The following is a 15778-nucleotide window of genomic DNA, read 5'->3' on the forward strand; positions in this document are numbered from 1 at the left end:
CCGAGCAGACCGAACAGGCCAGAAAGCCCGGCGAGCCCCCACAGAAAGGCCCTCTTGCGCGCGCGATCGTACGCCTTGTCACGGCAGGCACGATCACGGAAGAAGAGCTTCTTGAAGCCGGGCGTCAGAACCTGCTTCTCGCCGTGGTTTCACCTGCGAAAAAAGTGAAGGCTTCCGACCTTTGCGGCGCGGCTTGGATCGATATCTCTACCGGGTCATTCGAAACCGCCTCACTCGGCCGACACCAGCTCGAAGAATTGCTGGCGCGTCTCGACCCGTCCGAAATTCTTGCCGATCCTGCGCTGATCCCCGCCCCGTTCGCACCGCGCCTTGCCCCGAACATCAGCGCGCCAGCCACCGATAATGCGCGCAGCCGCATGGCGCAGATTTTCGATGTGGCCCAGATCGGCATTCTGGGTGATTTCAGCGATGAGGAAATCAGGGCCGGCGCGATGGTCCTGGACTATGTCAGGCGCAGCCAGGCCGGATCGATGCCCCGGATTGCCCGCCCCCTGAGGCGCGACGAGTCCGAAACTCTCGGGCTCGATCCCGCCACACGGGCAAGCCTCGATCTGGTTCAGGCGCGGGACGGCACCTCGGAACACACGCTTCTCGCAGCGATCGACCGTTGTGTGAGTCCGGCCGGACAGCGTCTCCTGGCGCAATGGATTGCGGCTCCGTCTACCGATATCGCGGTCATTCAGGGCAGGCAGGAAGCCTGGCAATGGATCAACGCCCAGCCCGGGCTGATTGACGCTCTCATCCCTCTGCTCAGGCGGGCTCCCGATCTGGCAAGGGCGCTTGGCCGGCTGTCTTCCGCTCGTGGCCTGCCGCGCGATCTGGCCGCAACCCGCGATCTGCTGAATGCCGCCGATGCACTGGTTGCCCTGCTCGAGCCTCTGTGCGGCGAAACCACCCCAACCCTGATCAGAGAGCTTTTCGCCGGAATCTACGGTCGCGCCGACTCACTGCTTGCCACGCTGGAAAAGGCTCTTGCGGAGACTCTGCCCGCCCGGGTCGAGGATGGCGGTGTAATCGCCACAGGTTATGACCCTGATCTCGACCGCTATCGCGGATTGCGCGACGACAGCAAGCGCCTTCTGGCCGCATTGCAGCAGCGCTATGCCGAGAAGTTCAACGTCGCAACGCTCAAGATCCGTCACCACGCCCAGCTTGGCTACATCATCGAGACGTCAGTGCTTCACGGCGCGAAGCTGCGCGAGTTTCCGGAGCTCTCCTTCCGTCAGGGCACAGCCAATCTGGTCCGGTTCACGACGGATGAACTACTCGATCTCGACCGGGCCATCCTCGAGGCCGCCGATCGTGCCGCCGGGTTGGAGCGACGTCTCTTCGCGGCCCTCGTGGCAGAGACCGTCGCCCATCCTGCCCTGCCCGAACTCGCCACTCTTTTCGCCATGGCCGATGTGCTCACGGGGGCTGCGCGGCTGGCTCATGGTGGCGCCTGGTGCAGTCCGGAAATGACTCGGGACCAGAGCTTCGAACTGAGGGCTTGCCGACATCCGGTGGTGGAAGCGGCTCTCGACAAGGCAGCACGCTTCATTCCCAATGACTGCCTTCTGCCGCCCGACCAGCGTGTGATGCTGCTGACAGGGCCGAACATGGCGGGAAAATCGACCTTCCTGCGCCAGACTGCTCTGGCCGTCGTGCTGGCGCAGGCCGGGCTCCCGGTCCCGGCGGCCAGGGCGCGTATCGGTATCGTCGATCGGCTCTTCTCGCGTGTTGGCGCTGCCGATGATCTGGCACGCGGTCGCTCCACCTTCATGGTGGAGATGACGGAAACCGCCGCGATCCTGCGTCAGGCAGGCCCGCGCTCGCTTGTGGTTGTCGACGAAATCGGCCGGGGCACATCCACGCTCGACGGTCTGGCCATTGCCTGGGCCACGCTTGAGGCCCTGCATTCCCAACTCGGCTCACGCACCATTTTTGCCACGCATTTTCACGAGTTATGCAGCCTTTCCGATTCGATGCCGCGCCTGACGCCTTTCACCATGGCGGTACGGGAGTGGCAGGGTCAGGTGATTTTCCAGCACGAAGTGCGCAAAGGCTCGGCACGCAAAAGCTGGGGGGTACATGTCGCGCAACTGGCAGGCGTACCGCAGCCCGTGGTCCAGAGAGCCACCCGGCTGCTCACCGCTCTGGAACGTGATCAGGGGCGCGCCGTGCCGCAACTCCCCCTGTTCGATGCGGCTCCCCCCCCGCCCGCAGCCCCGGACCGCCTGCGCGAGGCGCTCGAGGCGCTCGATCCTGACGCTCTCTCCCCCAGGGAAGCGCTCGAGACGCTTTATGCGCTACGCAAACTTGCGCTTGAAACATAGAACGATTTGACCTGAAGATAACATCACAGGTTTTCTGCAACGCCACCTCACCTACGGATCTTAATGCGCGAACCCATCTCCCTCCTTGAAACTGACATGCAGGCGGCCCTGGCCAACGCACTCGACCGCGTGCGTCAGCCCGATGGTTCGGTTTCACGCGAGGATGCCGTCAGCCTTTTCCGCCGTCATATCGGCCGTCATCACGGCGAGATCAGGCGGCTTTTCGAGGGCAGGCAACTCAAGGGAATTGCGGCGGCCTCCATTCTGGCGCAGCTTATGGACGGCGCGATCAGGAGCCTCTTCCTGCTGGCACGCGACGCTACCGGGGCGTCGGAGGAGGGTCTTTGCCTTTGCGCGACCGGGGGATATGGCAGCGGGCTTCTTGCCCCTTACAGCGATATCGACCTTCTCTTCCTCACCGAAGAAACCGCGTCGGCCGGGACAACCGCGCAGGTCGAATACATGCTTTACTTCCTTTGGGACCTCGGCGTCCGGGTAGGGCATGCCACCCGGTCCATCACGGGTTGTCTCGAGGCCGCGCAGGAAGACCTGACCATACGCACGACGCTGCTCGATGCGCGGCGCATAGTCGGTTCGGCCGCGCTCTTCAACGAGTTCGGCACCCGTTTTTCGGGCGGTGAGGAGAGCGCGCTCTCTTTCGTCCATGACAAGATCGACGAGCGCGAGAAACGTCATAAACGCTTCGGTGACAACCCTTACATGGTTGAGCCGAATATCAAGGAAGGGCGCGGTGGCCTGCGCGACCTCCAGACGCTCAACTGGATGACACGCATCCTTCAGGATGCCAACGGCCTCAATCCCGCAAACAGACATCGTCCTCAGGAGCCCGCCTTTACCACGCTGGGCCTGCTGACAGATCAGGAAGCCAATCGCGCCAGGAGGGCCTGGAATTTCCTCTGGACCATCAGACTTCACCTCCACTACATCGCCGGCCGGGCCGATGAACGTCTCGCTTTCGACGTCCAGCCCGTCATCGGCGGACGCATGGGCTATGCGGGCCATGGACGACAGCAAGGTGTCGAGCGCTTCATGCGCCATTACTTCCTCACGACGCGTGAGGTAATGCGCCTGAGCCGGATCCTCGAGCCCAGCATCATGCAGCGCCTTCAGGGGCCGATCCGCGAGGCCCCTTATCAGGGCACGACGCTCGACGCGGAAGAGGCCAGGCATTTCCGCCTGATCAATGACCAGATCGCACCGGCCGACACGCTGTGCTTCGACAGCGATCCTCAACTGATGGTGCGCATGCTCGACGCTGCATGTCGTGATCAGCGCGAACTGCACCCCACGGCCATTCAGCAACTCATTCGCAACGAGCGGCGGATTGCCTCGCTGCGCGAAGACAGCATGACGATGCGCGTCTTTCTGGGCCTGCTCATGCGTCGGACCGAAATGAACCGCGAGAACGCCCAGCCAAGCGGCGCGGACTGGCTGACCATCCTCAACGATACGGGCTTTCTCGGGGCGTTGCTGCCGGACTGGTCACGTATCGTCGGGCAAATGCAGTTCGACACCTATCATATCTACACAGTCGATGAGCATAACATCGAGGCTGTCCGCATGCTTGGCTGGATCGAAGCCGGAGCAATGGCGGACGAGATTCCGCTCGTCTACGATCTGGCACGCGACATGCAGTCACGTCGCGCCATGTATGTCGCCACCCTTCTGCACGACATCGCCAAGGGACGCGGTGGCGATCACTCGGTTCTCGGTGCAGAGGTGGCGCAGCATGTCTGCCCCCAACTCGGACTCGATGCAGAGGAGACCGAAACAGTCTCCTGGCTGATCCTGCATCATCTTCTGCTCAGCCAGACCGCTTTCCGCCGCGATATCGACGACCCGAGAACTATTCTCGATCTGGCCGACATTATCCAGTCTCCCGAGCGCCTGCGCCTTCTGCTGCTGCTCACCATCGCAGACATGCGCGCCGTAAGCCCCAATGTCTGGAATGCCTGGAAAGCCACTTTGCTGCGCGAACTCTACACACGCGTGGCAGAAGTGCTCGAGGGCGGGCTCGCCGCCACGGAGCGCGACGAGCGCGTGAGCCATGCCAAGGAACTCGTCCGTGACGGTTTGCTGCAACAGGGCGTGAACGAGGAGCAGGCCACTCATTTTCTGACACTGGGTTATGCTGGGTACTGGCTTGGTTTCGACGCCGACACGCATATCCGCCATGCACGCCTGGTTCTCGATTCCGAAATACACTCCGCGCCTCTCACCATCGAGGCAACGCCCATCCCGCAGCGGGACGTGACCGAGATCACGATTTTCAGTGCCGATCACTCCGGGCTTTTTTCCCAGATTGCCGGTGGCCTTGCTGTTGCAGGCGCCTCCATTGTCGATGCCCGCATCCACACCCTGAGCGACGGCATGGCGCTCGATACGTTCTGGGTGCAGGACAGCAACGGGCGGGCTTTTGAAACACCGCTCCAGCTTTCGCGCCTGAACAGCCTCATCGAACAGGCGCTGTCGAGCCGCCTCGCCATCGGCAGCGAACTCGAGCGTATGGCCGATCAGCGTGCTACACGTAGAATGCGCGCCATCCACGTCCCGGCACGTGTGGTGATCGATAACCGGGCATCGGAACGCCACACCATTATCGAGATCAATGGGCGTGATCGCCCTGGCCTGCTCTACGATATCACACGCACGATCAGCGACCAGTCGCTTCAGATTTCATCGGCCCATATCACCACCTATGGCATGCGTGCAGTCGACGTATTCTACGTGCGCGATCTTGTGGGTACGAAAGTGACATCAGAGCAGCGCATGGCTGAAATCAGGTCGGCCCTTCTTGCCACCATGAGCCGTGACGATACCACGCGCCCTGTCGCTCCGGTCGCGGCCTGAGGCGAGACCCGGATTACAGGGTCAAGCACCGGTTTCCTGCTTAGGGGCGGAACGGTAGCGGTCCCTGAGTGCGTCGGCCACATTGTCAACCACAGCAGGCCAGATCTGAGCAGGTAATCCTCTCCGGTCGGGCCTGAATACGCGCATATCCGCATACCAGTTCGGCCCAAGCCAGCGCCAGTCGCCTCCCTGCCGGTCGAGCAGCCACAGCGTCCGGCCTGATGCGCCCGCGAGATGAGCCAGCATCGTGTCGACACCGATCACCAGTTCGCATCGTGCCATCTCGCATGCAGTGCCGAGCAGATCGTCGCGGACACCCTGCTCCATACCGGCAGGCTCGTCGCCCTGCTGCAAATTGACAAGCGTCACGCCCGGTACTCCCTGCAGGGGCGTGAGGAAAGAGGCAGGAAGCGATCGTCTTGCATCGAAGCGGTAGCGGGGGTTGCCGGCACGAAACACACCGACACGCCCTGTCTCGGGAGCAATTCCGAAATCGAAAATCGGGGCCGGGTCGATATGCCTAATGCCCATCAGAAAGGGCAGACTCAGGAGGGTGCATGACATCTCCGCCTCCCCCTGCAACACGATACGCCCGGAATCGAGCAACGGCCTCAGCAGAGGCATATAGTCAACCAGAGGCATAAGAGCCCGGGGCAGGTTCAGGATCAGGGGTGCGCGACGTGCCGCCTTGGGTACGAAGCGCAAAAACTGCAGGCAGTCACCCAACCCCTGCTCTGCCTCTATCAGGACACGCTCCTGCGTTGTCTCTCCCTGCCACCGCCTTGCATCGCCCATGTCAGGATTGAGCGCCAGCCGGTGCTCGAACCCGGCCCAGCCTGCCTCGAACTCGCCACGCCCAAGCTGAAGCATCGCGAGATTGAGATGGGCCTGATGCAGGTTCTTCTCCCCGCCGGGGGATGATTCACCCTGACGGATCACCTGTTCATAAAACGCCTCGGCTCTGCTTTCGTGGCCGGTCTCGGCCCAGAGCGTGGCGCGGTTCATCTGGATTCCCGGGTCACCGGGTGCCAGTTCGAGTGCCTCGGCGTAGACGCTCCCGGCGTCGTCCATTGCACCGAGGGCTTGAAGCACCAGCGCGAGATTATTGAGCGTCGCAGCACTCGGTGCAGCGAGCGCGAGGGATTGGTGAAGCGCCTCCAGCGCGTCGCTCATAGCCCCGGCCTCAAAACATGCAGCGCCCAGATTCGCATAGGCTTCAGCCCCATCTGGCACATGCTGCACCAGCAGGCTGAACACCTCACGTGCCTCTGCAAAATCGCGTTGCGCCATGAGAAATGCCCCATAGCGTGCGATCAGCGGGACGGGGTCGGCAACCAGCGACACGGCATGACGAAATTCCTGCCGGGCCTCGTCTGGAGAGCCAGAGCGATGAAGGAGCTCGGCCAGAAGCGCGCGGCCCCTGAAATCACGGTCTTCCATCATAAGGGCAACACGACACGCCGCGACCGCCTCTGGCAGATGCCCTGCCTCGTCAAGTGCCGCTGCCAGGGTGATATGGAATTGCGCCTTCTCCCGAATGTCTTTTGTCAGGTTCAGTGCCTGGGCCACCGATGTGATCGCAACCCGGGGCTGACCTGCCTGACGGGCAACGCAGGCAAGCCCGTGCCATGCCCCCGCACAGGCAGGGTCCTCGGCGAGCACCTGCCGCAACAGCGTTTCAGCTCTCACCCCATCGCCGCCCGCCAGACAGGCAAGGGCGGTATCGATCAGGGAGGCATGGCGACGAGGTGAAGCGGCAATCATACGCCAGATCATGCGCGCGTGACGCACGGCTTTCAATTGTGCTCAAGGCGCCTGACCATCTCAGAGAACGAGGCCGAAACGCGGTCCGATCCACGTGACAAGCAGGTACAGAATAACCGTCAGCAGGCATCCCCCCACCAGAGCAGGCCAGAAACCCACACCGTGGCGCAGCAGGAAGGGAATGAGGAGGAACATGGGGAGAGACGGAATCACGTACCAGAAGGTCGCCTCGGCGTGATCAGCCATATTCGCCGGGTCGGGCCTGTCCAGCCAGAGCCACACCATACCGAGTACCGACACCAAAGGGAGCGAGGCAATCAGGGCACCAAAGCCCGGATAACGGCGGGCAAGGGTGGAGGCGAGAGCGATCATTACGCCCGAGACCGCAGATCGGATCAGAAGGGGGAACATGGCAGGACTTTCTTCAGGACAGTTCGGCGGGCCGGGTGAAGCTCGGATACAGCACTGTGTTGGCGCGATGGAAGATCGCCACACAATCAGCGTCATGGGGAAGGTCAGAAAGGATACAGAGCGCACCCGCCATCAGTCTGAGGTTTTCCAACAGCGTCATTTGGGCCTAATAAGGGATCATGCTCAACTTTTGCGTCCTGTCCCGCAAGGCAAGCCCGAGACTGATACCGTTCCTGGCCACGCTTGTTGCGTCCAGCCTGCCTCTGGCGGCTCGGGCCGCGCATGAACGCCCCTATGTGGCTGACACGGCCCAGGCGCGCGTGATCCAGACGATTGACTTGCCCGGACAGGCGACATGGAAACAGGCCCTGCCCGTGAGGGATGGCAGCGTTTTCCTGCTTCGCAATGAGGGCAGAGGCGAAACAACAACGCCATACCTGTTGAGACTGCCCGCCGGGTCAGCCATCCCTGGCCCGTTCCAGCCCGACTGGTCCGGCAGGCCGGATGCTGCGCAACATGCAGCGCGTTTCCATCCCGTTGCTATGGCGACCAATAGTGACGGAAGTTTATGGCTCGTAGACCAGGGAGCGTCAGGGGACACACCGCACCTGCTTCGGCTGGATGCCGCCACAGGGGCGGTCATCGCTAGCCATGAACTCCCCCCGGAGGCCCTGAGCGCACAAAGCCGTTTCGCCTCTCTCGCCGTGCATGGTGAGACGGCCTATCTGGCCGATGAAGGGGGGATCGCCCTTGTGGCCTTCGATTGGCACCGCCATGCGGCTACGCGCTTTTTCGCCGGATACCCCACGTCACGAGGCCATGTGCCGCTGACCATCGATCACAAGGTGGTGCAGGCTGCCGATAACCGTCCCCTGACGCGGGATATCGCTTATCTGGCCCTGGAAACTGACGGGGCGTGGCTTTACGAAATGGCTCCCACAGGCCCGATCTACCGCCTCTCATCCGCCTTGCTCACCGACACGACCGTGACACCGGCCGAATTGATGGAAGGTGTGACGCAATGGCGCGGCATCCCGACAATCGGCGGTATTACCATCGATAACAGGGCCACTCTCTATATGACCGATATCAGCGAAGGGCGTCTGCTGAGCTTCGATACGGGCAGACACCCCCATATCCTGTTGAGCATGCCAGCACTGGTGCAGGCGGCCATGCCCGGCTGGAAGGCATCCACCGCACCCGGCAGTGCTTCAGGTGAGATCTATATTCCTGTGTCTCATCAGCTCTTGCGCATTGCCCTGCCCTGAAAACCGCGCCATTCCTGTGCTCCTGATCTTGTATTCCGCTCATCAACCCTGAAGGCCATCATGCAGTACCGTTCCACACGCGGCGATGCCCGCCCGCGCTCCTTTTCAGACATTCTGCTCGCCGGTCTGGCAGAGGATGGTGGGCTGTACATGCCAGAGAGCTGGCCGCAATTCGCCGCCGATGAATGGCGGGAAATGCGGACCCTCTCCTATCCGGATCTGGCTGCAAAAATCCTGTCGGTCTTCGCGAGTGGCAGTATCGATTTGCCGACGCTGCAAAAACTGTGCGCCAAAGCCTATGCCGGGTTCTCGCATGCGGCCATCGCCCCGCTGGTGGAGGTCGAGAACGGTCTGTTCTCGATGGAGCTTTTCCACGGCCCGACCCTGGCCTTCAAGGACATGGCCATGCAGTTGCTCGGCCAGCTTTTCGAGCATGTGCTGACCGAGCGCAACCAACGCGTGACCATTGTGGGAGCGACCTCGGGCGATACGGGCTCCGCCGCCATCGAGGCCTTCCGGGGCAGCCCCCATCTGTCCGTGGCGATCCTGCACCCCATGGGACGCACCTCGGATGTGCAGCGTCGCCAGATGACCACAGTGAAGGAGGATAATATCCTCAACATCGCCGTCGAGGGCACGTTCGATGACTGCCAGGATCTGGTCAAGGCAATGTTCGCCGATACCGGGTTCCGCAATGAAATCAATCTCTCGGCGGTCAACTCGATCAACTGGGCCCGTATCGCGGCCCAGATCCCGTATTACGTGCGTGCGGCCCTGATGATGGGCGCCCCGGACCGCGAGATTTCCTTCGCTGTGCCGACCGGCAATTTCGGCAATGTCCTCGCAGCCTGGGCGGCCAGCAAGATGGGCCTGCCGGTCCGACGTCTGTGCATTGGCTCGAACCGTAATGACATCCTGACGCGCTTCCTGACCAGCAACGACATGAGCATGCGCGCTGTCGAGCCCAGCCTGTCGCCGTCGATGGATATCCAGGTGTCCTCCAATTTCGAGCGGCTGTTGTTCGAACTGCTCGATCGTGACCCGCAAGCCTGTCGCGACACCATGCTTGGCTTCCGCCAGACAGGGCGCATGAGCGTCGATCCTGACAGATGGACACGGGCCAGATCGCGCTTTGGCGCGCTCATGCTGGATGACGAGGCGACCCTGGCCGAAATGAAGGCACTGTGGGACAAGTCACTCTATCTGGCGGACCCCCATAGCGCGATCGGCCTGGCCGCCGGACGACAGGAACAGGAACCGGGCATTCCAATGATCGTCGCGGCCACCGCGCACCCGGCCAAATTCCCCGATGCCGTGCGCAAGGCGACCGGGATCGACCCCGCTTTGCCCCCGCATCTCGCCGATCTTTTCGAGCGTGAGGAGCGTTACGAGACGCTGCCGAACGAACTCACGATCATCGAGGATGCCGTACGCCGTCATCTCAAGGGCGCGCATCAGCACGGCTGAAATCGGCCCATCGCGCAGGGGGGCTAGGATTTCCCTCCCCGCGACGCCATCTCTGACAAATCCTCGTTTCTCCGTTTTCAGGACCATCACCACTCGATGACCGATCCGATTACCGCCACCACCCTTCCCAATGGCCTTACTGTTGTCACCGAGAGGATGGAGCGCGTCGAAACCGTTTCCTTTGGGGCCTATGTCGCCACCGGCACGCGCAATGAAAGCGCCGAGGAAAACGGTGTCTCCCATTTTCTCGAACACATGGCCTTCAAGGGCACGCAGCGCCGCAGCGCTGCGCGCATTGCGGAGGAAATCGAGAATGTGGGCGGGCATATCAACGCCTATACGGCGCGCGAACAGACAGCCTATTACGTCAAGCTGCTGAAGGAGGATCTGCCGCTCGGTATCGACATCATCGGCGATATCCTCACCCACAGCACGTTTCTCGAGCAGGAGGTCGAGCGTGAGCGCGGCGTGATCCTGCAGGAAATCGGTCAGGCCAATGACACGCCTGACGACATCATCTTCGACCATTTCCAGGAAACCGCGTATCGCGATCAGCCCATGGGCCGTCCGACCCTGGGGACCGAGGCGCTCATTGCCTCGATGAAGCGTGAATCCATGATGCGCTACATGCAGATGCACTACACCACGCGCAACATGGTGATTGCTGCTGCCGGGAACCTGCATCATGAGGCCGTGCTCGATCTGGTGCAGGAACATTTTCGGGATCTGCTCGATCATCAGCCCCCTGCACGCGAAGGCTGTCGCTATCTCGGGGGAGAACACCGCGAATCCCGCGACCTCGACCAGGCCCATCTGGTTCTGGGCTTCCCCTCGGTCAGCTATAACGACCCTGCCTATCATGCGACCATGCTGCTTTCGACCGTTCTGGGCGGCGGCATGTCGTCGCGTCTCTTTCAGGAGATCCGCGAGAAGCGCGGGCTCGTCTACTCGGTCTATTCCTTTGCCCTGCCCTTTCTCGATAGCGGGCTCTTCGGCATCTATGCCGGTACGGGCGAGCAGGAAGCCGCCGAACTGGTTCCCGTTCTGCTCGACGAGCTCAAGCGTCTCGGTGACGGGATCAGCGGCGAGGAAATTGCCCGCGCCCGCGCTCAGGTAAAATCCTCGCTGCTCATGTCGCTCGAGAGCACTGGCAGCCGCTGTGAGCAGATCGCCCGGCAGATGCAGCTTTTCGGGCGCATCATCGACACCAGCGAGACGGTCGCGAAAATCGAGGCGGTGGATGAGGCCGCGATGATTGCCGCTGCCGAGCGCCTGTTCCGCGCTCGTCCCACGCTCGCCACGATCGGGCCTGTCGGCTCCATCCCGTCTTTTGAGGCCATCAGCCAAAGGCTTGTTGCATGAGCAAGGACCAGGAGCGCCTTTTCAGCCTGATCGACGCCGCAAAGCGCGCCGGAGCCGACCGGGCCGACGCGCTTCTGGTGGCGTCGCGCTCGATCTCGGCCATGTGCCGACAGGGCGTGCCCGAGGGGCTGGAGCATTCCGAGACGCTCGCCCTCGGTCTGCGCGTGTTCGTGGGTAAGCGCGCCGCCAATGTCTCGGCGACCGCACTCGATCCCAGCCGTTTCGCGGCCCTGGCCGAGCAGGCCGTTGCCATGGCGCGAGTGGTGCCCGAAGACGCCTATGCGGGGACGATCGACCCGGACCGGCAGGGGGTCTATGACATTGCGGCGCTCGACATGGTCGATCCGACCGAGGCCCCCAGCCTCGAGGCGCTGCTTGCCCGCGCACGCGAAGCCGAGGAGACCGCGCTCGGCATCAGGGGCATCACCAACAGCAATGGCGCCTCTGCCGGCTATGGCCGTGTCGAGATCACCCTTGCCGAGAGCAGCGGGTTTCATGGTGCCTATGCCCAAACCAGCCATAGCAACGGCATCAGTGTTCTTGCCGGCGATGGACCCAGCATGCAGCGCGATTATGCCGGGCATAGCGCGCGCCATCTGAGCGATCTGGACGGCCCGGCCTTGCTTGGGCGCGAGGCCGCCGAGCGCGCTTTGGCGCGGATGAACCCGATCAAACCACGTACCGGGTCCTTTCCCGTGGTCTTCGACACCCGCGTCTCGGCCAGCCTGCTCGGCCATCTGGCGGGGGCGATCAACGGCTCCGCCATCGCACGCGGCACGTCGTTTCTTTCGGGCCATCGGGGCAAGCCCGTTCTGCCGGAAGCGCTCAGCATCATCGATGACCCTACTCGCCCCCGCGGCCTGCGCTCCAAGCCTTTCGATGCCGAGGGCGTGCTGCCCAGCCCTTACGCCTTTGTCGAAAACGGCGTGCTGCAGGACTGGATTCTGGATGGACGCTCGGCGCGTCAGCTCGGTCTGATCAATAATGGCCGTGCCTCACGGGGTGTGGGCGGTCCTCCCTCTCCCGCAGTCGGGAATTTCTACCTGACGGGCGGCACAGGCTCGCGCGCGGCGCTGATGGAAGACATTGTCGAGGGCATCTATGTGACCGAGATGATGGGCTCTTCCATCAACGGCCTGACGGGCGATTACAGCCGTGGCGCTTCGGGTTTCATGATTCGTCATGGTCAGCTTGCGGAACCCGTCGCCGAGTTGACCATTGCAGGTAATCTCATCGAGATGTTCGCGGCCCTTCGTGCTGCCGATGATCTCGTCTTCCGCCATGGTGTCGATGCCCCGACGCTGAGGATCGACGCCATGAGCATTGCCGGAAGTCAGTAAGGAGTTTCCATGTCACGCCGCCTGTTCCGCGCCTCTCTTCTGCTTCTTGCCCTTGCCCCGCTTCTGGCCGCCCCGGCCGATGCGCGCCCCGGTGGCGGACGCTCCATGGGAAGCCGGGGGAGCCGCACCTATTCCCCCCCGCCCATGACCCAGACCGCGCCTTATCAGGCGCGTCCCATGGAGCGCAGCTATGCCCCGTCATCGCCAGCGCCGGGCTATAGCAACCCGATGCAGCGCCCGATGGGACAGCCCTATGGGTTCGCGCAGCGACGCCCCTTCATGACCGGTTTTGTGGGCGGTCTGTTAGGGGCTGGGCTGTTCGGCATGCTGTCCGGCCATGGTTTCCTCGGTGGTGTGGGCGGGTTCATCTCCTTCATCGGGCTGCTGTTCCAGATCGTACTGATCGGTTTCATCATCGTGATGGTCCTGCGCTGGCTCGGCAATCGACGCAACGGGGGCAGCGCGGCTCGGGGCGGCTCTGCTTTCTCGAATGGCGCAGGCACACCGACCGTGACGCTCAGCAACGCGGATTATCAGAATTTCCAGCAATTGCTGCTGGATATCCAGGCGGCCTGGAGCGCGCAGAACATGCGCGCCTTGTCCAGCATGGCAACACCTGAAATGGTGTCCTATTTCAACGAGCAACTGGCCGATTATGCCAGCCGTGGCGCGCGGAATATCGTTTCGGACGTCCAATTCATGCGCGGCGATCTCTCCGAGGCATGGCGCGAGGGCAACCTGACCTATGCCACAGTCGCCATGCAGTACTCGCTCTATGACGTGACAACCGATCAGCTTGGCAATGTCATCGATGGCAGCCGTACAGAGCGGCAGGTGGTGACGGAGCTCTGGACCTTCGTCCGCGCGGACGGACGCGGGAACTGGGTACTCTCCGCCATTCAGCAGGTTGGCTGACAAAGCAGCAGGCGGGATTGTCCCCGCCTGCCCATTGGCACTTCGTCGCTGCGGGCGACGCCTCTTACGACGCGGCTCCTCTCGAGACCTGCTCCGCCAGGGCAACGGCATCCGCGCCCGCGTAGAGGCGCATCGGAGCGGACGGATCCGTCACCGCACGCCATACGGCCTCTGCCACGTCCTGACCCGTGGTCACAAGGTCATGACCCCCCGTCAGTTGGGCCATGATCCCCTCACCGAAAACCTTGTAGGATTCCGGGAAGGCGAACCCGCCCTCGCTCAGTTTATGCGCATTGGCCGCAAACTGCGTTTCGGGTGAGAGTCCCGGCAATACCAGTCTGGCACGAACACCGAGCGGTTCGGCCTCAAGCGCGAAGGATTCCGTCAGCGCATTCACCGCCGCCTTGCTCGCCGTATAGACTGAGAGCAAAGGCAGCGCGCCGAGGGTGACGGTCGAAGTCACGTTCACGATCACCCCGGCACCTTTTGCGCGGAATTGAGGCATCACGGCCTGCATCGTAGCGATGATTCCAACCAGATTGGTTTCAAGGATACGCCGTACGAGCGGCAAGGGTGTCCCTTCGATCGCATTCAGCCAGCCAATGCCGGCATTATTGACCAGCGCATCGAGCGGGCCGACGCTTTCGAACACCCTGGCGACGCTTTTCTCATCCGTCACATCCATCGTAAGGAGCGTCACATTCTGTGCGTCCTGGAATAGTGCAGGATCGGGATGGCGCATGGTCGCTACGACGTGCCACCCCCTTGCGAGGAACAGGCGGGCCGTATCGAGTCCGAAACCGGAGGAGCAACCGGTGATCAGCACTGTGTTCATGGGAATTTCCTCATTGAGTGAGGCGATCAGGCTAACGCGCTTCCCCAGGACGATCTATAATCGTATATCCCGTTAATTTGATAGATCGTCCATAAATGTCAGATCCCCTTGGTGAGGTCGTCTCGCTGCTCCGCCCCGTCCTGACCTATAGCAAGATCGCCAGCGCTGCTGGCCCGTGGCGGCTGCGCAAGGAACCCGACGGAAGCCTGTTTTTCTCAGCCACACTGTCAGGGAGTTGCCTGTTAGAGGTGGAAGGGCGCGAGCCAATCACCCTCATGGAGCGCGACTTTCTGCTCATGCCGGACTCGGCGGCGTTCACGATGAGAAGTCTACACTCACAGTCTCATCTTCTCCCGTTCACAGTGCCGGAACGGCTTGAAAGCGGTGAATATCGCCTCGGTGAACTGGAGGAAGAAGCCGAGATTCGCAACATCGTCGGGCATTGTCGTTTCGAATCGCCCGATTCCAGTTTGATCCTTTCCCTGCTTCCCTCGTTCATCCATGTACGTGGCGGCGAGATTCTTCCCACGCTGTGCTCCGTGCTGAGGGAGGAGGCACGTCTCGAACGCGCCGGCCAGAGCATCGTCCTGTCCAACATGCTCGAAATCATGCTGATCGAGGCTCTGAGAACCTGCGGTGAACTCACCCTTCAGCCAGGCTTGCTCAAGGGCCTCTCCGATCCGAAACTGGCTCTTGTCCTGCGCCTTATGCATGGACAGCCCGGCAGACGCTGGACGGTCGAGACCCTTGCACGGTCCTGCGGTTTGTCGCGCTCTGCCTTCTATCTGCGGTTCACGGCCGCTCTTGGTGTCGCGCCGATGGCCTATCTCGCCACATGGCGCATGGCGTTGGCAAAGGACATGTTGCGGCGCGGGGGATACAGCATGGGAGAACTGGCGGATAGGACAGGATATGGCTCTGCCAGCGCCTTCAGCACCGCGTTCACGCGCGCCACACATGTCTCACCGGCCCGATATGCGCGCGAGATCCTCGCTGGCTCGTCCAGCTCGGGTCATTCCATACCACCACGAGACGAGAATGCCTGAACCGTGCCCGGCCAGATCAGGTCACGTCAGCCAGACGAGGTGATACGTTGCTCTGGATACGTATGATCACAGGCCCGAAATATTGGGCAGGTCAGGGTCAGAGACGCAGATAGGTCAGCGCGAAGAGAGACAGCATCACGATAGACAGCCCGCCCAGAAGTCC

The 15778-nt window shown here is 62.1% G+C and carries 11 protein-coding genes; 8 read left to right on the forward strand and 3 right to left on the reverse strand.

Annotation, left to right across the window (positions count from 1 at the left end; translation table 11 throughout):
- The coding region (mutS, locus tag AA0535_RS13305; RefSeq protein WP_264817043.1) for a DNA mismatch repair protein MutS at positions 1-2336 on the forward strand (2336 nt) is incomplete at its 5' end.
- 63 nt (positions 2337-2399) lie between these two features.
- Positions 2400-5207 carry a [protein-PII] uridylyltransferase gene (locus AA0535_RS13310; protein ID WP_373319346.1) on the forward strand — a complete coding sequence of 936 codons (2808 nt, stop codon included), beginning with the start codon at positions 2400-2402 and terminating at the stop codon, positions 5205-5207.
- A gap of 21 nt (positions 5208-5228) precedes the next feature.
- On the opposite strand, the gene AA0535_RS13315 is transcribed toward AA0535_RS13310, so the two are convergent.
- Positions 5229-6983 (reverse strand): tetratricopeptide repeat protein, encoded by a 1755-nt coding sequence (locus AA0535_RS13315; RefSeq protein WP_264817045.1) that lies wholly within the window; start codon positions 6981-6983, stop codon positions 5229-5231.
- Between the two features lie 48 nt (positions 6984-7031).
- The gene (locus AA0535_RS13320) at positions 7032-7382 is read right to left on the reverse strand and encodes a DUF3147 family protein (protein WP_264817047.1); all 351 of its coding nucleotides are present in this window, start codon (positions 7380-7382) and stop codon (positions 7032-7034) included.
- Between the two features lie 179 nt (positions 7383-7561).
- Between AA0535_RS13320 and AA0535_RS13325 the strand changes: the two genes are divergently transcribed.
- The 5 genes from AA0535_RS13325 (at position 7562) to AA0535_RS13345 (ending at position 13734) form a co-directional block, all read left to right on the forward strand.
- Positions 7562-8650, forward strand: a complete 1089-nt coding sequence (locus AA0535_RS13325) for a major royal jelly family protein (protein ID WP_264817048.1) — start codon at positions 7562-7564, stop codon at positions 8648-8650.
- A 60-nt stretch (positions 8651-8710) separates the two neighbouring features.
- The gene (gene thrC, locus AA0535_RS13330; RefSeq protein ID WP_264817050.1) at positions 8711-10117 is read left to right on the forward strand and encodes a threonine synthase; all 1407 of its coding nucleotides are present in this window, start codon (positions 8711-8713) and stop codon (positions 10115-10117) included.
- Between the two features lie 96 nt (positions 10118-10213).
- Positions 10214-11479 carry a M16 family metallopeptidase gene (locus tag AA0535_RS13335; protein ID WP_264817052.1) on the forward strand — a complete coding sequence of 422 codons (1266 nt, stop codon included), beginning with the start codon at positions 10214-10216 and terminating at the stop codon, positions 11477-11479.
- Positions 11476-12819, forward strand: coding sequence for a TldD/PmbA family protein (locus AA0535_RS13340; protein ID WP_264817054.1), 1344 nt, complete (start codon positions 11476-11478; stop codon positions 12817-12819). Before AA0535_RS13335 ends, AA0535_RS13340 begins: the two co-directional genes overlap by 4 nt.
- A gap of 9 nt (positions 12820-12828) precedes the next feature.
- Complete coding sequence (locus tag AA0535_RS13345; protein WP_264817056.1) at positions 12829-13734, forward strand: Tim44 domain-containing protein; 906 nt, start codon at positions 12829-12831, stop codon at positions 13732-13734.
- Between the two features lie 64 nt (positions 13735-13798).
- On the opposite strand, the gene AA0535_RS13350 is transcribed toward AA0535_RS13345, so the two are convergent.
- Positions 13799-14569 carry an SDR family oxidoreductase gene (locus AA0535_RS13350; RefSeq protein WP_264817058.1) on the reverse strand — a complete coding sequence of 257 codons (771 nt, stop codon included), beginning with the start codon at positions 14567-14569 and terminating at the stop codon, positions 13799-13801.
- A gap of 95 nt (positions 14570-14664) precedes the next feature.
- On the opposite strand from AA0535_RS13350, the gene AA0535_RS13355 reads away from it, so the two are divergent.
- Positions 14665-15615 (forward strand): helix-turn-helix transcriptional regulator, encoded by a 951-nt coding sequence (locus AA0535_RS13355; protein WP_264817061.1) that lies wholly within the window; start codon positions 14665-14667, stop codon positions 15613-15615.
- Positions 15616-15778: the final 163 nt, after the last annotated feature.

Origin of the sequence: Asaia krungthepensis NRIC 0535 (assembly GCF_025995175.1) — a bacterium.
In the GTDB taxonomy this organism is placed as follows: Bacteria; Pseudomonadota; Alphaproteobacteria; order Acetobacterales; family Acetobacteraceae; genus Asaia; species Asaia krungthepensis.